This window comes from Candidatus Pantoea floridensis (assembly GCF_900215435.1).
GTDB lineage: Bacteria > Pseudomonadota > Gammaproteobacteria > Enterobacterales > Enterobacteriaceae > Pantoea > Pantoea floridensis.
In genome coordinates this window covers 1,676,366-1,696,285 of sequence record NZ_OCMY01000001.1, presented here as the reverse complement: position 1 = coordinate 1,696,285, position 19,920 = coordinate 1,676,366, and the positions used below count along the sequence as shown (strand labels likewise).

The 19,920-nt window shown below is 55.5% G+C and carries 19 protein-coding genes and 1 pseudogene; 14 read left to right on the top strand and 6 right to left on the bottom strand.

All coding sequences use genetic code 11. From position 1 onward, the window contains the following. Window positions 1-49 precede the first annotated feature (49 nt). The 8 genes and pseudogenes from lptM to CRO19_RS07870 all read left to right on the top strand — a co-directional run. Entirely contained in the window at window positions 50-253 is a 204-nt protein-coding gene (gene lptM / locus CRO19_RS07905) for an LPS translocon maturation chaperone LptM (RefSeq protein WP_097095348.1), read from the top strand. Between the two features lie 29 nt (window positions 254-282). Further along, window positions 283-1,107 carry a diaminopimelate epimerase gene (gene dapF / locus CRO19_RS07900; RefSeq protein ID WP_097097610.1) on the top strand — a complete coding sequence of 275 codons (825 nt, stop codon included), beginning with the start codon at window positions 283-285 and terminating at the stop codon, window positions 1,105-1,107. Then, window positions 1,104-1,808 (top strand): DUF484 domain-containing protein, encoded by a 705-nt coding sequence (locus tag CRO19_RS07895; protein WP_097095347.1) that lies wholly within the window; start codon window positions 1,104-1,106, stop codon window positions 1,806-1,808. The genes dapF and CRO19_RS07895 overlap by 4 nt, the downstream gene beginning before the upstream one ends. Beyond that, on the top strand, window positions 1,805-2,713 hold the full coding sequence (xerC, locus tag CRO19_RS07890; RefSeq protein WP_097095346.1) for a tyrosine recombinase XerC: 909 nt from the start codon (window positions 1,805-1,807) through the stop codon (window positions 2,711-2,713). The genes CRO19_RS07895 and xerC overlap by 4 nt, the downstream gene beginning before the upstream one ends. Next, the gene (gene yigB / locus CRO19_RS07885; RefSeq protein ID WP_097095345.1) at window positions 2,713-3,429 is read left to right on the top strand and encodes a 5-amino-6-(5-phospho-D-ribitylamino)uracil phosphatase YigB; all 717 of its coding nucleotides are present in this window, start codon (window positions 2,713-2,715) and stop codon (window positions 3,427-3,429) included. The genes xerC and yigB overlap by 1 nt, the downstream gene beginning before the upstream one ends. A gap of 102 nt (window positions 3,430-3,531) precedes the next feature. Beyond that, window positions 3,532-5,694, top strand: a complete 2,163-nt coding sequence (gene uvrD, locus CRO19_RS07880; RefSeq protein ID WP_097095344.1) for a DNA helicase II — start codon at window positions 3,532-3,534, stop codon at window positions 5,692-5,694. Between the two features lie 311 nt (window positions 5,695-6,005). Beyond that, the gene (corA, locus tag CRO19_RS07875; RefSeq protein ID WP_097095343.1) at window positions 6,006-6,959 is read left to right on the top strand and encodes a magnesium/cobalt transporter CorA; all 954 of its coding nucleotides are present in this window, start codon (window positions 6,006-6,008) and stop codon (window positions 6,957-6,959) included. Window positions 6,960-7,136: 177 nt separating this feature from the next. Further along, window positions 7,137-8,183, top strand: a pseudogene (locus CRO19_RS07870) (AbrB family transcriptional regulator); the annotation flags it as partial. Here CRO19_RS07870 and rarD read toward each other — a convergent pair. Further along, window positions 8,165-9,073: an EamA family transporter RarD gene (gene rarD, locus CRO19_RS07865; protein WP_097097609.1), complete on the bottom strand. Its 909-nt coding sequence runs from the start codon at window positions 9,071-9,073 to the stop codon at window positions 8,165-8,167. The pseudogene CRO19_RS07870 and the gene rarD sit on opposite strands and share 19 nt — an antisense overlap. A gap of 22 nt (window positions 9,074-9,095) precedes the next feature. After that, the gene (locus tag CRO19_RS07860; RefSeq protein WP_097095342.1) at window positions 9,096-9,566 is read right to left on the bottom strand and encodes a thioesterase family protein; all 471 of its coding nucleotides are present in this window, start codon (window positions 9,564-9,566) and stop codon (window positions 9,096-9,098) included. Window positions 9,567-9,731: 165 nt separating this feature from the next. On the opposite strand from CRO19_RS07860, the gene pldA reads away from it, so the two are divergent. The 3 genes from pldA to rhtC are packed head-to-tail and all read left to right on the top strand — an operon-like array spanning window position 9,732 to window position 13,095. Then, a complete protein-coding gene (gene pldA, locus CRO19_RS07855; RefSeq protein WP_097095341.1) occupies window positions 9,732-10,610 on the top strand; it encodes a phospholipase A in 879 nt (292 codons plus the stop codon). 22 nt (window positions 10,611-10,632) lie between these two features. Beyond that, complete coding sequence (gene recQ / locus CRO19_RS07850; RefSeq protein ID WP_097095340.1) at window positions 10,633-12,459, top strand: ATP-dependent DNA helicase RecQ; 1,827 nt, start codon at window positions 10,633-10,635, stop codon at window positions 12,457-12,459. Between the two features lie 12 nt (window positions 12,460-12,471). Further along, a complete protein-coding gene (rhtC, locus tag CRO19_RS07845) occupies window positions 12,472-13,095 on the top strand; it encodes a threonine export protein RhtC (RefSeq protein WP_097095339.1) in 624 nt (207 codons plus the stop codon). 84 nt (window positions 13,096-13,179) lie between these two features. Here the strand turns inward: rhtC and rhtB are convergent, their stop codons facing one another. Next, complete coding sequence (rhtB, locus tag CRO19_RS07840) at window positions 13,180-13,803, bottom strand: homoserine/homoserine lactone efflux protein (protein WP_097095338.1); 624 nt, start codon at window positions 13,801-13,803, stop codon at window positions 13,180-13,182. 105 nt (window positions 13,804-13,908) lie between these two features. On the opposite strand from rhtB, the gene pldB reads away from it, so the two are divergent. Further along, window positions 13,909-14,901: a lysophospholipase L2 gene (pldB, locus tag CRO19_RS07835; protein ID WP_097095337.1), complete on the top strand. Its 993-nt coding sequence runs from the start codon at window positions 13,909-13,911 to the stop codon at window positions 14,899-14,901. A gap of 37 nt (window positions 14,902-14,938) precedes the next feature. Then, window positions 14,939-15,739 (top strand): sugar/pyridoxal phosphate phosphatase YigL, encoded by an 801-nt coding sequence (gene yigL, locus CRO19_RS07830; RefSeq protein WP_097095336.1) that lies wholly within the window; start codon window positions 14,939-14,941, stop codon window positions 15,737-15,739. 33 nt (window positions 15,740-15,772) lie between these two features. On the opposite strand, the gene glpT is transcribed toward yigL, so the two are convergent. Beyond that, complete coding sequence (glpT, locus tag CRO19_RS07825) at window positions 15,773-17,113, bottom strand: glycerol-3-phosphate transporter (RefSeq protein ID WP_097095335.1); 1,341 nt, start codon at window positions 17,111-17,113, stop codon at window positions 15,773-15,775. 339 nt (window positions 17,114-17,452) lie between these two features. Here glpT and CRO19_RS07820 point away from each other — a divergent pair, with 339 nt between their 5' ends. After that, window positions 17,453-18,322: a carboxylate/amino acid/amine transporter gene (locus CRO19_RS07820; protein WP_097095334.1), complete on the top strand. Its 870-nt coding sequence runs from the start codon at window positions 17,453-17,455 to the stop codon at window positions 18,320-18,322. A 50-nt stretch (window positions 18,323-18,372) separates the two neighbouring features. On the opposite strand, the gene CRO19_RS07815 is transcribed toward CRO19_RS07820, so the two are convergent. Together CRO19_RS07815 and metR are read right to left on the bottom strand one after the other, a co-directional pair. Beyond that, window positions 18,373-18,852 carry a YehS family protein gene (locus CRO19_RS07815; RefSeq protein ID WP_097095333.1) on the bottom strand — a complete coding sequence of 160 codons (480 nt, stop codon included), beginning with the start codon at window positions 18,850-18,852 and terminating at the stop codon, window positions 18,373-18,375. 93 nt (window positions 18,853-18,945) lie between these two features. Next, window positions 18,946-19,878 carry an HTH-type transcriptional regulator MetR gene (gene metR, locus CRO19_RS07810; protein WP_097095332.1) on the bottom strand — a complete coding sequence of 311 codons (933 nt, stop codon included), beginning with the start codon at window positions 19,876-19,878 and terminating at the stop codon, window positions 18,946-18,948. Window positions 19,879-19,920 lie beyond the last annotated feature (42 nt).

Below are 19,920 nucleotides of genomic sequence, written 5' to 3'. Positions count from 1 at the left end.
CAACTGCGATGATAAGCAACCATGGCTTAAGGACAGAAGAGCAGACAGAATGATACGAGCGATAAGTCAGCTGGGTATGGCGCTGGCACTGGTTAGCCTGGTAGGCTGTGGCCTGAAAGGACCGTTGTATTTCCCGCCAAAAGATCAACCCAACAAGCCTCATCAGCAGGTCACCGAGCAGCAGCAGAAAGCTTCTCAGGATGCTGATGTGGGTGGCCTGGTCACCAGCAAGCCTGGTTCGCAGGCAAACTAAACTCTATGAGTAATCCGGCGGAGCAGAAAATGCAGTTCTCAAAAATGCACGGTCTCGGCAACGACTTTATGGTTGTGGATGCCGTGACGCAAAACGTCTTTTTTTCGCCGGAACTGATTCGCCGCCTGGCGGACAGACATCTGGGGATCGGTTTCGATCAGCTGCTGATCGTCGAGCCACCTTACGATCCGGATCTCGATTTCCACTACCGCATTTTTAACGCCGATGGCAGCGAAGTCGCGCAGTGTGGCAACGGCGCGCGCTGTTTTGCCCGCTTTGTGCGCCTGAAAGGATTGACCAACAAAAGCGACATCCGCGTCAGTACGCAAACCGGTCGCATGGTGCTTAGCGTTACCAACGATGAGCTGGTGCGTGTGAATATGGGGCAACCTAATTTCGAACCGCAAAGCGTGCCGTTACGTGCAAATAAAGCTGAGAACCTTTATTTACAACGCGTTGCCGAACAAACCGTGATGTTTGGTGCGGTGTCGATGGGCAATCCACACTGTGTGATTCAGGTGGAAAGCGTGAAAACTGCGCAGGTAGAAACGCTGGGCCCGGAGCTGGAAAGCCATGAGCGTTTTCCCGAACGCGTTAATGTCGGCTTTATGGAAGTGATTCATCGCGAGCACATCCGTCTGCGCGTGTATGAACGCGGCGCGGGTGAAACGCAGGCGTGCGGTAGCGGCGCCTGTGCGGCGGTTGCCTGCGGCATTCAGCAAGGTATTTTGGCCGAGAATGTGCGCGTCGATCTGCCTGGCGGAACGCTGCATATCGCCTGGAAAGGGGAAGGGCAGCCGCTGTTTATGACCGGTCCCGCCACACACGTCTACGATGGGTTTATTCATCTATGAAAAATGTCGAAGAGCAGACCGAAAGCGAGGTTTTGCTGGACGATCAATCGGTAAGCGCATTTCTGCGTCACAACCCCGATTTCTTTATTCGCAATGCACGCCAGGTCGAACAGATGATGGTGCCGCATCCGGTACGCGGCAGCGTTTCGCTGGTGGAATGGCATATGGCGCGACAGCGCAACCACATCCAGCAGTTGGAAGAGGAGATCACGCTGCTGATGGAGCAGGCCACGGCCAACCATCAGCTGTTTGATCGTCTGCTGACGCTACAAGGCCATCTTGCCACGGCAGACAGCCTGCAAGAGATGCTGACGCGTTTGCATCGCTGGGCACGCGAGCTGGGCCTGGCGGGCGCACATGTACGCGTGTTCAACGACAAGTGGCACATTGGCGCACCTTCAGATTTCACCCAACTCGGGTTGTCCCGTCAGGCGTTTGAGCCGCTGCGTATTCAGCGCTTTGGCGACGATCAGCACTATCTCGGCAGTCTGAATGGTCCGGAGCTATTACTGCTGTTGCCGCAGGCCAAAGCGATTGGTTCGGTGGCGATGTCGCTGATGGGTGAGCACGGTGAGCTAGGCGTGCTGATGTTTACCAGCCGCGATAACCAGCATTATCAGGCGGGCATGGGCACGCTGCTGCTGCAGCATCTGGCGCAAATGCTGCCGGATCTGCTATCGCGCTGGATTGAACGCGCATGAGTAGCGTCAGTCCGCTGCTGCCAGCCGTGGATGACTTTCTGCGTTATCTGAAAGTTGAACGCCAGCTCAGTCCGCTGACGCAAAAGAATTACCAGCGGCAGTTGCAGGCCATTATCGACATGGCCGATGACATGAAGTTGACCAGTTGGGCGCAGCTCGAACCCGCGCAGGTGCGCACCCTGGCGGCACGCAGCCGTCGCGGCGGTTTGGGGCCTAGCAGTCTGGCATTGCGCATGTCGGCGCTGCGCAGCTTTCTCGACTGGCAAGTTCATCAGGGCATGTTGACCGCCAATCCCGCCAAAGGGATTTCCACGCCGCGTAACGCGCGCCATCTTCCGAAGAACATGGACGTTGATGAAGTAAACCAGCTGCTGGAGATCGACCTTAACGATCCGCTGGCGGTGCGCGACCGCGCGATGCTGGAAACCATGTACGGCGGCGGGTTGCGTTTGTCAGAGCTGGTGAATATTGACTGTCGCCATATGGATTTGGAAGCCGGCGAAGTGCGGGTGCTGGGTAAAGGCAGTAAAGAGCGCCGGGTGCCGATTGGTGGCACGGCGGTGACGTGGATTCAGCACTGGCTGCCGCTGCGCGCGAGCTTTGCGCCGCAGGATGATGCGCTGTTTGTCTCCAGTCGCGGCAGCCGGATCTCGACGCGCAACGTGCAGAAGCGCTTTGCCGAATGGGGCATTAAGCAGGGCGTTGCCAGCCATATTCATCCGCATAAACTGCGCCACTCTTTTGCCACGCACCTGCTGGAATCGAGCGGCGATTTGCGCGCGGTGCAGGAGCTGCTTGGCCACGCCAATCTGGCGACCACGCAAATCTACACCCATCTGGATTTCCAGCATCTGGCGACGGTTTACGATGCGGCCCATCCGCGTGCCAAACGAGGAAAGTCTTAATGAAGTTTTATCGTCCGCTCGGCCCGATCAAAGCGATCACCTTTGATCTCGACGACACGCTGTACGACAACCATCCAGTGATCCGCAAAACCACGGCCGAATCGCACGCCGCCTTGCAGGCCTACCATCCGGCGCTGCGCGAGTTTACCCAAGCGGATTATCAGGCGCTGCGTAATGAGTTGCTGGCGCGCGAGCCGGAGATTTATCACGACGTGTCTGAATGGCGTCGCCGCTCGGTGGAGCTGGCGCTGCTCAATGTGGGTTTATCTGCAACGGAAGCAACCACCGGTGCCAGCGAAGTGATGAGCGTATTCCATCACTGGCGCAGCGAAGTCGCTATGCCTGACGAGACGCATCAAACGTTGACGTGGCTGGGCGAGCGCGTACCGCTGGTGGCGATCACTAACGGCAATGCCTGTCCGGAAAAGCTCGGCATCGATCACTACTTCCAGTTCGCGCTGCGAGCCGGTCCGCACGGCCGCGCTAAGCCGTGGCAGGATATGTATCACCTCGCGGCGCAGCGTTTGAACATCGCGCCTGAGCACATTCTGCATGTGGGAGACGATCTCACCACCGATGTCGCCGGTTCGCTGCGTGCCGGCATGCAAGCCTGCTGGATTAACCTGCGCGCAGGCAATCTGATGAAAATTGATGATGCGCGTTTGCTGCCGCACGTTGAAATTGATCGGTTGGCATCTCTGACCTCGCTGCTATAATAGCTGTAAATTTATCCAGTCATATCCATCATCATTCGACTTGCCACCTTGCGGCAAGCCGAATGATTTTGGATATGTATCTCAATTCTTAAAACGGTGCTTATGGACGTTTCTGAACTGCTTGACGGCTTGAATGACAAACAGCGCGAGGCGGTCGCCGCACCGCGTAGCAACCTGCTGGTGCTGGCCGGAGCAGGCAGTGGCAAAACCCGTGTGCTGGTGCATCGCATCGCCTGGCTGCTGTCGGTAGAGAATTGCTCACCGTATTCGATTATGGCGGTGACCTTCACCAACAAAGCGGCAGCGGAGATGCGCCACCGTATCGATCAGCTGATCGGCACCAGCCAGGGCGGCATGTGGATTGGTACCTTCCACGGCCTGGCGCACCGTTTACTGCGCGCGCATCATCTTGATGCCGGTTTACCTCAGGATTTCCAGATTCTCGACAGCGACGATCAGCTGCGCCTGCTCAAACGCTTGATCAAAGCCATGAACCTTGATGAGAAACAGTGGCCTGCGCGTCAGGGCATGTGGTACATCAACGGCAAAAAAGATGAAGGTCTGCGGCCAAAACATATCGAAAGCTACGGCAATCCGGTGGAGCAAACCTGGCTGCGTATCTATCAGGCGTATCAGGAAGCCTGCGATCGCGCCGGGTTAGTGGATTTCGCCGAGCTGCTGCTGCGCGCCCACGAATTGTGGCTTAACAAGCCGCATATCCTGAACCATTACCGCGAGCGTTTCAGTAACGTGCTGGTGGATGAATTCCAGGATACCAACAATATTCAGTACGCGTGGATTCGCATGCTGGCGGGCGACACTGGCCGCGTGATCATCGTCGGCGATGACGATCAGTCGATTTACGGCTGGCGCGGTGCGCAGGTAGAGAACATCCAGCGCTTCCTGCAGGACTTCCCTGGCGCAGAAACCATCCGTCTGGAGCAGAACTATCGCTCGACCAACAACATTCTGAAAGCCGCGAACACGCTGATTGCCAATAACAATGGCCGCCTCGGCAAAGAGCTGTGGACTGACGGCAGCGACGGCGAAAAGATCTCACTCTACTGCGCATTCAACGAGTTAGACGAAGCGCGTTTCGTGGTGAATCGCATCAAGAGCTGGCATGAGAACGGCAACGCGCTGCAGGATTGCGCCATTCTCTACCGTAGCAACGCCCAATCGCGCGTGCTGGAAGAGGCGCTGCTGCAAGGCAGCATGCCGTACCGTATTTATGGCGGCATGCGCTTCTTCGAACGTCAGGAGATCAAAGACGCGCTGGCCTATCTGCGTTTGATGGCCAATCGCAATGACGATGCGGCGTTTGAACGTGTGGTGAATACGCCGGTGCGCGGCGTGGGCGATCGCACGCTGGACGTGGTGCGCCAGACCGCGCGCGAACAGCAACTGACAATGTGGCAGGCAACGCGCGAGCTGTTACAGAACAAAGCGTTAGCCGGCCGCGCCGCATCGGCGCTGCAACGCTTCTGCGAACTGGTGGATTCACTGGCCACCGAAACCGCCGAAATGCCGCTGCATGTGCAAACCGATCGGGTGATCAAAGACTCCGGTTTGTGGGTAATGTACGAGCAGGAGAAGGGCGAGAAAGGCCAGGCGCGTATCGAAAACCTTGAGGAACTGGTAACGGCCACGCGCCAGTTCAGCTATCAGGATGAAGACGAAGATTTGATGCCGCTGCAGGCGTTCTTGTCTCATGCGGCGCTGGAAGCGGGCGAAGGTCAGGCCGACAAGTGGCAGGACGCGGTGCAGCTGATGACCATGCACTCGGCGAAAGGTCTGGAGTTCAGCCAGGTGTTTATCGTCGGCATGGAAGAGGGCATGTTCCCGAGCCAGATGTCGCTGGATGAAGGCGGGCGTTTGGAAGAGGAGCGTCGTCTGGCTTACGTTGGCGTGACGCGCGCGATGGTGAAGCTCACGCTAACCTACGCGGAAAGCCGTCGCCTTTATGGTAAGGAAGTGTATCACCGCCCTTCACGTTTTATCGGCGAGCTGCCGGAGGAGTGCGTGGAAGAGGTACGTTTGCGCGCCAGCGTCAGTCGTCCAGTTAGCCATCAGCGCATGGGCACGCCGATTGCGCAAAACGATAGCGGCTTCACGCTCGGCCAGCGCGTGCGTCACGCCAAGTTTGGCGAAGGCACCATTATCAACCTCGAAGGCAGCGGTGAACACAGCCGCCTGCAGGTGGCGTTTCAGGGCCAGGGCATTAAGTGGCTGGTGGCGGCTTACGCCCGTCTGGAAACGGTGTAGCGCGGTTGCGCTACCTTGACGACTTTTTCGTCTCAGCGTAACATGCGCGCACTATTATCATGAGAGGACAATGCCTTGGACGCGCCCAGTCGATGCTGGCTCAATCACCTGTTTAACAGGAACTCCTAAGGTTACCTCTTTTAGCTGGTAGCCTTAGCGGTTATCAGCGACCTCCCTTTTTTACTCTCGTCGCATGAGTTAGCACTGATTTACCCTTGAAGCGAAAGTTTCCGTGTTCAGGCTTCGCCGTGCCCGCTATAAACAGTGGTTCACCGCCTTGTCCCATTCCAAAAAAATGGGGAGTTATTGCTATGCTGAGCGCATTTAAACTCGATCGTAATCGCCTGACGCGCATCGAGCTGGAAGAAGATAACGACAAACTCAACACGTCGGTGTGGGTCGATTTGATCGAGCCCGACGACAGCGAACGTGATCGCGTGCAGTGTGAACTCGGCCAGAGCCTGGCGACGCGTCCGGAGCTGGAAGACATCGAAGCCTCGGCGCGTTTCTTCGAAGACGAAGACGGCCTGCACATTCACTCCTTCTTCTTCTTTGAAGATGCGGAAGACCACGCGGGCAACTCCACTGTGGCATTTACCATCCGTGAAGATCGCCTCTACACGCTGCGCGAGCGCGAATTGCCAGCCTTCCGCCTTTACCGCATGCGTGCGCGTAACCAGACGCTGACCGATGGCAACGCCTATGAACTGCTGCTGGATCTGTTCGAAACCAAAATCGAGCAGCTGGCGGATGAGATCGAGAACATTTATAGCGCGCTGGAGAAACTCAGCCGCGTGATCATGGAAGGCCAGCAGGGCGAAGAGTACGATCAGGCGCTGTCACGTTTGGCAGAGCTGGAAGATATCGGCTGGAAAGTGCGTTTGTGCCTGATGGATACCCAGCGCGCACTCAACTTCCTGGTGCGCAAGGCGCGCCTGCCGAGCAACCAGCTGGAGCAGGCGCGTGAAATCCTGCGCGATATCGAATCACTGCTGCCGCATAACGAATCGCTGTTCCAGAAGGTGAACTTCCTGATGCAGGCGGCGATGGGCTTCATCAACATCGAGCAGAACCGCATCATCAAGATCTTCTCGGTGGTTTCGGTGGTGTTCCTGCCGCCAACGCTGGTGGCATCAAGCTACGGTATGAACTTTGAGTTTATGCCGGAACTGAAATGGAGCTTTGGTTATCCGGGGGCGATTACTTTAATGATCCTCGCCGGGCTGGCGCCGTATCTCTATTTCAAGCGTAAGAACTGGTTGTAACCTGCCGAATATCGCGGTCGTCATGAATGACGACCCTACAAAATCGCTCCTGAAAACGTAGGGTCGCCATTTATGGCGACCGGAAAGCGCTTAAGCGATTAACATTAGCCCATAAACTAGCGCTGTTCCCCATTTCTGCGTAACCTGTTGGTTCTGTTTTCTTTCTGATTCCACCTTATGGCGCGCTTCTCCCTGCGACTTCAGTGGACCCTTCTGCTGATTGCATCGTTAGTACTGGGGATTATTCTCCAGCTGTTCCACCTTCCTGCGGCCTTGCTGCTTGGTCCGATGATCGTCGGCACCATCATGGGATTATCCGGCGCAACGGTGCGCATCGATAAACGTTTCTTCGTGCTGGCACAGGCGGTGCTGGGCTGCATGATCGGCCAAAGCTTATCGCCGGGAATTCTCACTCCGCTCATTCAGGATTGGCCGGTGGTACTGGCGGTGCTGGTATTGACCCTGGCAGCTAGCGGGCTATCGGGTTTTCTGCTGGTGCGCTTTAGTCATTTGCCCGGACCCACCGGCGCATGGGGATCGTCGCCCGGCGGCGCCTCGGCGATGGTAGCGATGGCCGGTGATTTCGGTGCTGATGTGCGGTTAGTCGCCTTTATGCAGTATTTGCGCGTGCTGTTTGTCGCCACGGCAGCCGCGGTGGTGGCGCGTATTGGATTAGGTTCCAGTGGCGGCACCGTGGATCTGGTGTGGTTTCCCGCGCTGCAAAGCAGTTTCCTGCTAACGCTGGTGGTCATGGTGGCCGGTGCATGGCTCGGTCAGAAGCTGCGTATTCCTTCTGGGGCATTGCTGCTGCCGGCGCTGATTGGCGCGATACTGCACGGCAGCGATGTGGCCACCTTGCAGGTGCCGGAGTGGTTGCTGGCGCTGGCCTATTCGCTAATTGGCTGGAGCGTGGGATTACGCTTTACTCGCCCCATCTTCCTATTGGCGCTGCGCACGCTGCCGCAGATGCTGGTGTCGATTTTTGGTTTGATGCTGTTATGTGGCGGATTAGCCTGGATGTTGACGCGCGTGCTGCACGTCGATCTGATGACCGCATACCTGGCAACCAGCCCTGGCGGGCTGGATACCGTGGCGATTATTGCGGCGGGCACGCGGGTCGATATCGCTTTTGTGATGGCACTACAGACACTTCGTCTGTTCACCATCCTGCTTACCGGTCCGGCGCTGGCGCGTTTTATTTCACGCTACGCGCACGCGCGTACGCGCACGCGCGTACGCGCTGAAAATACCACCGCATCAACAATGAAAACGGCAAGAGCCAGCCAGATAAAGCCGAAGGTCACCATTTTGTCCGGCGTCAGGCTCTCACCGTAGAAGATCACCGCCAGCAGGAACATCAGCGTCGGGCCAAGATACTGGAAGAACCCCACGGTGGATAAACGCAGACGCGCGCAGGCTGCGGCAAACAGCATCAGCGGAATAGTGGTGATAATGCCTGCCGCGACAAGCTTGAGATTCAGGCTCATGGCGTTCGCACTGAGATGGCTGGTGGCGCTGTCAGCGAAGCCAAACAGATAAATTGCCGCCAGTGGAAACAGCCACAGCGTCTCGATCAGCATGCCGCTCTGCGCATCCACCTGAATCTTTTTGCGCACTAAACCATATAAGGCAAAACTGAACGCCAGTCCCAGACCGATAATCGGCAGCGAACCGAATTGCCACAGCTGTACCAGCACGCCGGTTGTCGCCAGCAACACCGCCAGCCACTGCAAGCGACGGAAGCGCTCACGCAGGAATAGCATGCCAAACACCACATTAATCAGCGGGTTGATAAAGTAACCAAGGCTGGCTTCCAGCATGTGCTGATTGTTTACCGCCCAGATAAACAGCAGCCAGTTGCCGCCAATGGTCACGGCGGTGAGAGCGAGCAGCAGCACTTTTTTCGGTTGCGCAAGCACGCTGCGCACCTGGGGCCAATTGCGGGTTAAAGTGATCAGTACCAGCATAAACAGCGCGGACCAAATCACGCGATGCGTCATAATTTCGGTGGCGGGGACCTCTTTTACCAGCTTGAAATAGGCCGGCGCGATGCCCCAAATAAAGTAAGCGCCAAGCGCGTAGCCAATACCCTGGCGAGTTTGTTGCGTATCCATCATCACATCCAAAAAGTGGCGATCAGCCAATCATATATGTTGCGGTAGCGGTAGCGATGTAATCGCCCTGCTGATTGTGTAATTCGACGCGCGCCACAGCGACTTTATTACCGCCGCGCAGCAGGCTGCTGGTGGCGATAAAGCGTTCGCCGCGGCCGGGACGCAGATAATCGACACGCATATCAATGGTGCCCATGCGTGACAAGCGCTGGCGCAGTTCGTCCTCGGTAATGCTGTCCTGACGCGTAAGCGCATAGCTGACACACACCAGTCCGGCGGCAACATCCAGCACTGAGGCAATGACGCCACCGTGCAGAATCTGCTGCGCCGCATTGCCCACCAGCATGGTTTTATTGGCAAAACCGAGCTCAGCGTAATCCGCTTCCAGCCGATCCAGCTCTAATCCCAGCGCCTGATTGAAAGGCATGTGATAAACAAATATTTCGCCAATCAGACGGCGCGCTTCCTGTTGTGTTAGCAACGGGGATGACATAGTTCCTGCCTTAAAATGTTAAAGAGTTGTGTATATTATGCCGCGTTCGCGCTGCTTTCCAGTTTCGGAAATCGGCACTGATCATCCGCTGGATTTGCGTGTAGAATGGCCTGCTTTTTGAACCGTCCATTGACGATCACGACACGCAGTTCCCTGGAGAATTCTATGCGTAAGCATTACGCCTTGCTGGCAGCGGCATTGATCCTTCCTGCCCTGGCGCAGGCTGAAGAAGCCACGATAAAAGAGGTTCATGATGCACCGGCAGTGAAGGGCAGCATTATCGCTAACCTGCTGGAAAAACACGATAACCCGTTCGTGCTTTATCCTTACGAAAACAATTACCTGCTTTACACCTACACCAGCGATATGAATAAAGAGGCCATCTCTTCCTATAACTGGGCCAATAAAGCGAAAAATGATGAAGTAAAATTCCAGCTCAGTCTGGCGTTTCCGCTGTGGCGCGGCATTTTAGGCGATAATTCGGTACTCGCCGCGTCCTATACTCAGCGTTCGTGGTGGCAGCTCTCTAACCGTGGCGCCTCATCACCGTTCCGTGAAACCAACTATGAGCCGCAAATTTTCCTCGGCTGGGCGACAGATTACACCTTCGCGGGCTGGACGCTACGCGATGTGGAAACGGGCCTGAACCATGAGTCGAATGGCCGCAGCGATCCGACGTCACGCAGCTGGAACCGCGTTTACGCCCGTTTAATGGCAGAGAACGGCAACTTACTTGCTGAGATCAAACCCTGGTATCGTCTGCCAGAAAGTGAAAGCAATGACGATAATCCGGATATCACTAAATACATGGGTTACTACCGCGCCAAGCTCGGTTACATGATGGGCGACAGCATCTTCAGCGTGGAAGGCAACTACAACTGGAACAGCGGCTTCGGTGGCGCAACCTTCGCCTGGAGCTACCCAATCTCTGAACACGTGCGCTTTTACACGCAGGTCTTCAGCGGTTATGGTGAATCTTTGATCGACTATAACCATCGCCAGACCCGTCTTGGCGTGGGCGTGACGCTCAACGATCTGTTCTAACCAGCAAAAATACAGGATTACCGTGGCAACATCGGCAGTGCTTAATCAGGAAATGCTGGCGCAGCAGGTATTACAAGATACCTTCGGCTACCAGCAGTTCCGTCCCGGTCAGCAAAACATCATCGAAACCGCGCTTGCAGGGCGTGATTGTCTGGTGGTGATGCCAACCGGCGGCGGCAAATCGCTGTGCTATCAGATCCCGGCGCTGGTGCGTGAAGGATTGACGCTGGTGGTTTCACCGCTGATTTCACTGATGAAAGATCAGGTTGATCAGCTGCTGGCTAACGGTGTCGCGGCGGCGTGCCTCAACTCAACGCAAACGCGTGAACAGCAGCAGCAGGTTTTTGCGGATTGCCGTACCGGCAAGCTCAAGCTGCTGTACATTGCGCCTGAGCGACTGATGATGGATAACTTCCTCGATAGCCTGCATCAGTGGAATCCGGTGATGCTGGCCGTGGATGAGGCGCACTGTATTTCACAGTGGGGCCACGATTTCCGTCCGGAATATGGTTCGATTGGCCAGCTGCGTCAGCACTTCCCAGCGTTGCCGGTGATGGCATTAACCGCCACCGCTGATGAAACCACGCGTAACGACATCGTTCATCTGCTGCAGATGGACGATCCGCTGATTCAAATCAGCAGTTTTGACCGGCCAAATATTCGCTACACGCTGGTGGAGAAATTCAAACCCACCGAGCAGCTTCTGCGTTATGTGCAGGATCAGCGCGGCAAAAGCGGCATTATTTACTGTAACAGCCGCGCCAAAGTGGAAGACACCGCCGCGCGTCTGCAAAGCCGCGGCCTGAGCGTTGGCGCGTATCACGCCGGTATTGATAGTGCGCAGCGTGCCAGCGTGCAGGAAGCGTTTCAGCGTGACGATCTGCAAATTGTGGTCGCCACCGTGGCGTTTGGTATGGGCATCAATAAACCTAACGTGCGGTTTGTGGTGCACTTCGATATCCCGCGCAATATCGAATCCTATTATCAGGAAACCGGCCGCGCCGGACGTGATGGCCTGCCTGCCGAAGCGATGATGCTCTACGATCCGGCGGATATGGCGTGGCTGCGTAAATGTCTGGAAGAGAAAGTGCCTGGGCCGCTGCAGGATATTGAACGCCACAAGCTCAACGCGATGGGTGCGTTTGCGGAAGCGCAAACCTGCCGTCGTCTGGTGCTGCTGAATTATTTTGGTGAAGGTCGCCAGCAGCAGTGCGACAACTGCGATATCTGTCTCGATCCGCCACGTCGCTACGACGGCCTGCTGGAAGCGCAAAAAGCGCTGTCGAGCATCTATCGTACCGGTCAGCGCTTTGGTATGGGCTATATTGTTGAAGTTTTGCGTGGGGCCAGCAATCAGCGTATCCGTGATAACGGCCACGATAAATTGCCGGTGTACGGTTTAGGCCGCGAGCACAGCCATGAACACTGGATCAGCGTGCTGCGCCAGTTAATCCACCTCGGGATGGTGACGCAAAACATCGCTATGCATTCGGCGCTGCAATTGACCGAGGCAGCGCGTCCGGTGCTGCGTGCGGAAGTACCGTTGATGCTGGCTGTTCCACGCATCGTCACGGTGAAAACGCGCGGCAGCAGTTCGCCGAAAGTGCACAGCGGCAATTATGATCGTCAACTGTTTGCCAAGCTACGTAAGCTGCGCAAAGCGATTGCCGATGAAGAGAACATTCCGCCTTACGTGGTATTTAACGATGCCACGCTGATTGAAATGGCAGAACAAATGCCGATTAGCGCGTCAGAAATGCTCAGCGTGAACGGCGTCGGTCATCGCAAACTGGAACGTTTTGGTAAGCCGTTCCTGGTGATGATCAAAGAACATGTTGATGAAGGTTAAAGGAAAAAAATCATGCTGATGTTATTCGCCACCGTAGCGCTGGTGCATCTGGTTGCGCTGATGAGTCCCGGCCCGGACTTCTTCTTTGTCTCGCAAACGGCGGCGAGCCGATCGCGCAAAGAAGCGATGATGGGCGTATTGGGCATCACGCTGGGGATTGTCGTGTGGGCCGGCGTGGCGCTGATGGGCCTGCATTTGATCCTGGAAAAAATGGCCTGGCTGCATGAAATCATCATGGTCGGCGGCGGGTTGTATCTGCTGTGGATGGGCTGGCAGCTGATGCGTTCAGCGCGTCAACGTCACAAGCAGCCGCAGACGGAAGCACCGGTGGTCGAATTGCCGAAAAGAGGCATGAGTTTCCTGAAAGGTTTCCTCACCAATTTGTCGAACCCGAAAGCGATTATCTACTTCGGTAGCGTGTTCTCACTGTTTGTCGGCAACGATGTGGGTGCTATGGAGCGCTGGGGCTTGTTCCTGCTGATTATCGGTGAGACGTTCGCGTGGTTTACGCTGGTGGCGGCGATTTTCGCTATGCCGTGGATGCGTGATAAGTATCAGCGGATGGCGAAGTGGGTGGATGGCATGGCGGGTGTGTTGTTTGCCGGGTTTGGTATTCACCTCATCATTTCTCGATAAAATCTCGATCCGTAGCGGCGCAATTTATTGCGCGTCTTTCAACTGCGCGCGATAAATCGCGCCGCTACGATTAAGTACAAAATTTTAAGCCATTCTGCGGGCGCTGGCTAACAGCGCGCCTACCGCCATAAATAAGCCACCAAAGGTGCGGTTCAGTAGCTTCATCTGCTGCGGTCCTTTAATCCAGCCTGCAATGCGCGTTGCCAGCGTGGCATAACCAATCATCACGATGATATCGACCACGATGGTGGTGACGCCGAGCACCAGATATTGCATCAACTGCGGCTGGTGCGGCTGAATAAACTGCGGGAACAGTGCGGCAAGAAACACGATGCTCTTCGGGTTGGTGAGATTCACCAGCACCGCACGTTTAAACAGGCGACGCCGCGGCATCGCTTTGGCTACGGCATCAAGATCGATACCGCCAGCGGAACGCCACTGCTGAATGCCCAACCACACCAGATAGGCTGCACCGGCCCACTTCAGCACTTCAAAGGCCAGCAGTGATTGCGAGAACAGCGCCCCTAATCCGGCACCGACCAGCACGATATGAATGGCCAGGCCAAGCTGCAAGCCGGTAATCGATGCCACCGCGCCGCGATAGCCATGGCTGATGCCGGTGCTCATGGTGTTAATCGCGCCGGAACCGGGTGAAAGGCTAAGGATGGTTGTGGTCAGCAGGTAGGTTAACCACCATTCAATGGTCATGTGCGACATTCCCTGAAGTTAGCGAAGTGTGACACAATACGACAGAAAATCGCGGCACGCTATGCAGCTCAGGTGCGCCATTCACGTTTTTTTCAGGGGGGACGGATGCAGCATCATAAACAGAGTTGGCTCGGGCGTGAGCGAGGCTTTGCAGCCTTTGCCACCGGTCCGCTGCTCGACTTCTGGCGTCGCCGTGAGGAGTGTGAGTTTACCGGCGTGGGTAACCTGAAAATCCGCTATGTTCGTTTCACCTCACCGCAACATCGTCGTGTCATTCTGGTCGTGCCTGGCCGCATTGAAAGCTATATCAAATACCCTGAACTGGCCTATGACCTGTTCCACTGCGGCTACGATGTGGTGATTCTCGACCATCGCGGTCAGGGACGTTCCGAACGTCTGCTGGAAGATTCACATCGTGGACATGTGGTGGAATTTAGCCACTACGTTGACGATTTGGAAACGCTCTATCTGAAAGAAATTGTCAGCAACCACTATCAACAGCGCTATGTGCTGGCGCACTCCATGGGCGGTGCGATTTTAGCGCTGTTTCTGGCGCGCCAGCCGCAGGCGTTCCATGCTGCCGTATTTTCCGCGCCGATGTTTGGCATTGTGCTGCCGCTGCCTGACTGGATGGCGCACCGTATTCTCGACTGGACGGAAAAACTCCCCGCGCTGCGCGAAGGTTATGCGCTGGGAACCGGACGCTGGCGCGCCAGTCCGTTTGGCATCAACCGCCTGACGCACAGCCGTGAGCGCTACCGGCGCAACCTGCGATTTTACGCCGACGATCCGGCGATTCGCGTCGGCGGCCCCACCTATCATTGGGTGCGTGAAGGCGTACAGGCTGGACGTAACATTTTTAGTCAGATCGAGAAAATCACCACGCCAACCCTGCTGCTGCAGGCCAGCGAAGATGATGTGGTGGATAACCGCTCACAGGATCTCTTTTGTGCGGAGATGGCCAAAGCAGGGCATCCCTGTGCCGGCAACGCGCCCTATGTCATCAAAGGCGCACGCCATGAGATCTTGTTCGAAAAAGATGCGATGCGTGCTGAAGCGCTAAATGCGGTGGTGGATTTCTTCGAACATCACGCTTAACAAATATTAATTACCGATATCAATACCCGAGGTTTACATGTATCACATCGTCGCATCCGACCTGGATGGCACGCTGCTCTCTCCGGAACACCGTTTAACTCCGTTCGCGCGCACCACGCTGCAGGAACTGGTGGCGCGTGACATCCACTTTGTTTTTGCTACCGGCCGTCACTATATCGATGTGGGACAAATGCGCGATAAGCTCGGCATTCCGGCTTACATGATCACCTCTAACGGCGCGCGCGTGCACAACGCTGATGGCGAACTGGTGTTTAGCCACAATCTCGACGCCGATATTGCCAGCGATTTGTACGGCCTGCAGTATCACGATGAGCATATTCTGACGCACGTCTATCGTGACGACGAATGGTTCATGAGTCGCCATCGTCCGGACGAACAGGACTATTTCCGCGAATCGGTATTCAACTATCAGGTTTATCAGCCGGGTATGCTGCCAACCGACGGGATCAGCAAAGTATTCTTTACCTGCGATGATCCTGAGCGTTTGGTTCCGATGGAACAGGCGATAGAAGCACGCTGGGGCGATCGCGTGAACGTCAGCTTCTCGCTGCCGACCTGTCTGGAAGTGATGGCGGGTGGCGTTTCCAAAGGCCACGCGCTGGAAGCCGTCTCCAAACAGTTGGGTTACTCGCTGAAAGAGTGCATCGCCTTTGGCGACGGCATGAATGATGTGGAGATGCTCAGCATGTCAGGTAAAGGCTGCATCATGCGTAATGCACAGCAGCGCCTGAAAGACACCTTGCCAACGCTGGAAGTGATTGGCAGCAACGCGGAAGATGCGGTGCCGCACACCTTGCGTAAGCTGTTCCTCGCCTAAAAAAACGGGCCGGTGATTGCCGGCCCGCTCTGGTTATACCAACTGTTTCTTGTGCTTATGTTCGCTCATCATGGTGAGCAGCAGCAGAATCACCGCCAGCACCGATCCGCCAATCATCACGATGAAGCCGCCATCCCAGCCGAAGTAATCTACGGTGTAGCCGACAATGGCACTCGCCGCGACCGATCCGCCAAGATAGCCAAACAGCCCGGTAAAGCCCGCCGCGGTTCCCGCCGCTTTTTTCGGAGCCAGCTCCAGCGCGTGCAAGCCAATCAACATCACCGGACCGTAAATCAGGAAGCCGATCACAATCATGCACAGCATATCGATGCCTGGATTGCCGGGCGGGTTCAGCCAGTACACCACGGTGGCAATGGTCACCAGCGTCATAAAGAACACGCCGGTGGCGCCACGGTTGCCTTTAAAGACTTTATCTGACATCCAGCCGCACAATAGCGTGCCAGGAATACCAGCATATTCATAGAAGAAGTAAGCCCAGGAGGACTTATCCAGTGTGAAGTGTTTTACTTCTTTCAGGTAGGTTGGCGACCAGTCGAGAATGCCGTAGCGCAGCAGGTAAACAAACACGTTTGCCAGCGCGATATACCACAGCAGCTTATTGGGCAAAACGTACTGCATAAAAATCTGCTTTGCCGTCAGCTCCTGCTCGTGGTTCTCGTTGTAATCAGGCGGGTAATCGTTCTTCCAGGCTTCAATCGGCGGTAGACCGCAGGACTGCGGCGTGTCGCGCATGAGCGCAAAGGCGATGAAAGCGATGATAATCGCGCAAAACGCGGGCATATACAGCGCCGCTTTCCAGTCGTTGAACCACGCCATACCCAAAAGGAACAGCAGCGGTGGAATGCCGCCGCCAACGTTATGCGCACAGTTCCATATCGACACAATGCCGCCGCGCTCCTTCTGCGACCACCAGTGCACCATGGTGCGTCCACACGGTGGCCAGCCCATGCCCTGGAACCAGCCGCACAGGAATAGCAGCACAAACATCACCATGATGCTTGATGTCGCCCACGGTACGAAGCCCATAAACAGCATTACCGCTGCAGCGAGGATCAATCCAGCGGGTAAAAACACGCGCGGATTCGAGCGGTCCGACACTGATCCCATAATGAATTTCGAGAAGCCGTAAGCGATAGAAATTCCCGACAGCGCAAATCCGAGATCGCCTCGCGAGAAACCTTGTTCAACCAGATAAGGTATCGCCAGCGCAAAGTTCTTACGCACGAGATAGTAGGCGGCATAGCCAAAAAATATTCCCAGGAAAATTTGCCAGCGCAGACGACGATAGAGCGGATCGACACGATCATCCGCCACCTGTGGCCGATGCGATGCAGGTTTGAAGATACTCAACATGAGTGTGGCCCTCCAGGGCGCGATATCGTTATGAATTCCCAGCAGGTTGGGGCAAATGCAGCAAAGGTTATAAACGGAAAGGCGATGTTTCCATTTCGCGCAAAGGATAGTGATGGTCACGTACGGTTACTGTGATATGTGACACATTTGTTACAGTTTGATGACGATGAAGAGCGATAAAAACCAGGAAATGTTGTATTTCGCGCATTTTACTGGGGTTATAAAGCGAAGCGATAACGATTAATTGGTGGTATTTTACGCTATTGTAAACCAGATAATTCAGCCCGATCGCGACAGTTTGTTTACACTAGCGCCACTGTTTATTTTGGGATCGTTACCGTGCTGTTACTGATCGTTACCACCATTCTGTGGGCTTTTTCCTTCAGTTTAATCGGGGAATATTTGGCGGGTCAGGTGGATTCCTGGTTCTCTGTGCTGATGCGTTTAGCGCTTGCCGCTATCGTCTTTTTGCCTTTCCTGCGCTGGCGCGGCTATCGTGCCTCTACCATCCTGCTGTATATGCTGGTGGGCATGCTGCAGCTCGGCATCATGTACTTGCTGAGCTTTGAAGCTTACTTGTATCTGAGCGTGACCGAGTTCCTGCTGTTTACCGTGATGACGCCGCTGTATGTCACGCTGATCTACGATTTACTCAGTCGGCGTCCGCTGCGTATCGGCTACGCCTTCAGCGCTATGCTGGCTGTGATTGGGGCGGCGATTATTCGTTATGACAAAGTGAGCGACCATTTCTGGTTTGGCTTGCTGCTGGTGCAGGCGGCGAATATCTGCTTCGCCATTGGCATGGTCGGCTACAAGCGCCTGCAGGAAACCCGCCCAATGCCGCAGCACACCGCGTTTTCATGGTTCTATCTCGGTGCGGTGATCATCGCCGTCATTGCCTGGAGCCTGTGGGGCAATCCCAACAAACTGCCTACAACGTCGCTGCAGTGGGGCATTCTGGTATGGTTGGGCGTTGTGGCTTCAGGTTTGGGCTACTTCATGTGGAACTACGGCGCCACGCAGGTGGATGCGGGCACCTTGGGCATTATGAACAATATGCATGTGCCAGCGGGCTTACTGGTGAATCTGGCGATCTGGCAGGAAAAACCGCACTGGCCGAGCTTTCTCGCCGGTGCCGCAGTGATCTTCGCATCACTTTATGTGCATAAACGCTGGGTGTTGGGCAGGAGTTCCAAAAGCAGCGCATAGAGTCAAAATCTCAGCGCTGTGTCGTAGGGTCGCCATTTTTGGCGACCCATTTACGCCTTCTTAACTGGCCCCGGCCGATGAATCATCGTCAAACCCTTCAGGAAATTACGCAGAATCTGGTCGCCGCACTCGCGGAAATTCTTATGATCCGGGTTACGGAAAATGGCCCCCACCTCAGCCTGCGAAATCTTGAAGTTCGCTTTCAGCAGCACATCCGGAATATCGGTGGTTTTCAGCGCAAAGGCGATACGCAGCTTCTTCATGAAAATATTATTGTTCATGCGACGCTCAATCGACGGTGCGGGCGCATCTTCACTCTTACCGCGACGGTAAAAAATCAGACCGTTGAGGAAGTAACCCATCAACACATCGGGCAGCTTGCGAAACGCGGCATCGTCATCCTTCTTCATCCACGCCTGCACATCTTCCAGCGGCACTTCACTTCCCGCTAAGGCAAAAATCTCCACCACTTTGCTATCGCTCAAATCCAGCATATAGCGCACGCTGCGCAGAACATCGTTACTCATCATGGTGAAACTCTCTTGGTCGCGGGTTGAGGCGGCGCATTATAGAGCAGGCGAGGCAGGGATAACAGCACAGGCGACATTCGCCGCCCCGCGTCATCAGGATGAGGTGGTTTGTAATGCGCCAGGACGCGCAGCATCGCGCACGAAAGGTAAGTGTTCACAGGCGTGCTGACGGGCAAAACGTACAAAGGCTTCCAGCACCGGCTGACGCTGCTCGCCTTCACGTACCGCAGCATACAGGCGACTCCACAGGCCCTCGCCCAGCGTTCTGGTCACCACCAATCCCTGATGCTCGAAATTCTCCACCACCCAATGTGGCAGCGCGGCAATGCCCATGCGCGCTGACACCATCTGAATCAGCAGCAATGTATTATCCACGCTCTTCAGCGCAGGACTCACGCCCGCCGGCTGCAGGAAATGCCGCCAGACATCCAAACGTTGACGCTGCACCGGATAAATCATCAGCACCTCTTCAGCCATATCTTCCGGAGAGATGTGATCAAGCTGCGCCAAAGGATGATCCGGCGCCATTACCAAACGCACTTCAAAATCAAACATCGGCGTGTAGAACAATCCGCTGCGCGGCAGAATATCTGAGGTTAATACCACATCCAGCTCACCCTGCTGCAGTGCGGGTTGCGGATCAAAGGTCACGCCGGATTTGAAATCCATCACCACCTGCGGCCAGCTTTGGCGGAAATTATTTAACGCGGGCGTCAGCCACTGAATACAGCTGTGGCACTCAATGGCGATACGCAACGTGGCCTGATGCGGCTCATGGCATGCCTGCAGGGCCTGCTGAATCTGCGGCAAAACCTGCTCGGCCAGCTGCAACAATATCTCTCCCTGCGGCGTAAAGCGTAGCGGCTGGCTTTTACGTACAAACAGACGAAAGCCCAGGCGCTGTTCCAGATCGCTGAACTGGTGAGATAACGCTGATTGCGTTTGATGAAGTTGGGAGGCGGCGGCGGCTAAAGAGCCGGTATTCCGTAACGCCTGCAGCGTCCGCAGGTGTTTGAGTTCGATCATGAGATTCCTTCACATCGAGATTGAACAAATTGCGCTTGAGGA

Excerpts from the sequence above, each read along its gene's own strand:
- lptM (WP_097095348.1), top strand. The coding sequence starts at position 50 with ATGATACGAGCGATAAGTCAGCTGGGTATGGCGCTGGCACTGGTTAGC.
- dapF (WP_097097610.1), top strand. The coding sequence starts at position 283 with ATGCAGTTCTCAAAAATGCACGGTCTCGGCAACGACTTTATGGTTGTG.
- CRO19_RS07895 (WP_097095347.1), top strand. The coding sequence starts at position 1,104 with ATGAAAAATGTCGAAGAGCAGACCGAAAGCGAGGTTTTGCTGGACGAT.
- xerC (WP_097095346.1), top strand. The coding sequence starts at position 1,805 with ATGAGTAGCGTCAGTCCGCTGCTGCCAGCCGTGGATGACTTTCTGCGT.
- yigB (WP_097095345.1), top strand. The coding sequence starts at position 2,713 with ATGAAGTTTTATCGTCCGCTCGGCCCGATCAAAGCGATCACCTTTGAT.
- uvrD (WP_097095344.1), top strand. The coding sequence starts at position 3,532 with ATGGACGTTTCTGAACTGCTTGACGGCTTGAATGACAAACAGCGCGAG.
- corA (WP_097095343.1), top strand. The coding sequence starts at position 6,006 with ATGCTGAGCGCATTTAAACTCGATCGTAATCGCCTGACGCGCATCGAG.
- rarD (WP_097097609.1), bottom strand. The coding sequence starts at position 9,073 with ATGGATACGCAACAAACTCGCCAGGGTATTGGCTACGCGCTTGGCGCT.
- CRO19_RS07860 (WP_097095342.1), bottom strand. The coding sequence starts at position 9,566 with ATGTCATCCCCGTTGCTAACACAACAGGAAGCGCGCCGTCTGATTGGC.
- pldA (WP_097095341.1), top strand. The coding sequence starts at position 9,732 with ATGCGTAAGCATTACGCCTTGCTGGCAGCGGCATTGATCCTTCCTGCC.
- rhtC (WP_097095339.1), top strand. The coding sequence starts at position 12,472 with ATGCTGATGTTATTCGCCACCGTAGCGCTGGTGCATCTGGTTGCGCTG.
- rhtB (WP_097095338.1), bottom strand. The coding sequence starts at position 13,803 with ATGACCATTGAATGGTGGTTAACCTACCTGCTGACCACAACCATCCTT.
- pldB (WP_097095337.1), top strand. The coding sequence starts at position 13,909 with ATGCAGCATCATAAACAGAGTTGGCTCGGGCGTGAGCGAGGCTTTGCA.
- yigL (WP_097095336.1), top strand. The coding sequence starts at position 14,939 with ATGTATCACATCGTCGCATCCGACCTGGATGGCACGCTGCTCTCTCCG.
- glpT (WP_097095335.1), bottom strand. The coding sequence starts at position 17,113 with ATGTTGAGTATCTTCAAACCTGCATCGCATCGGCCACAGGTGGCGGAT.
- CRO19_RS07815 (WP_097095333.1), bottom strand. The coding sequence starts at position 18,852 with ATGATGAGTAACGATGTTCTGCGCAGCGTGCGCTATATGCTGGATTTG.
- metR (WP_097095332.1), bottom strand. The coding sequence starts at position 19,878 with ATGATCGAACTCAAACACCTGCGGACGCTGCAGGCGTTACGGAATACC.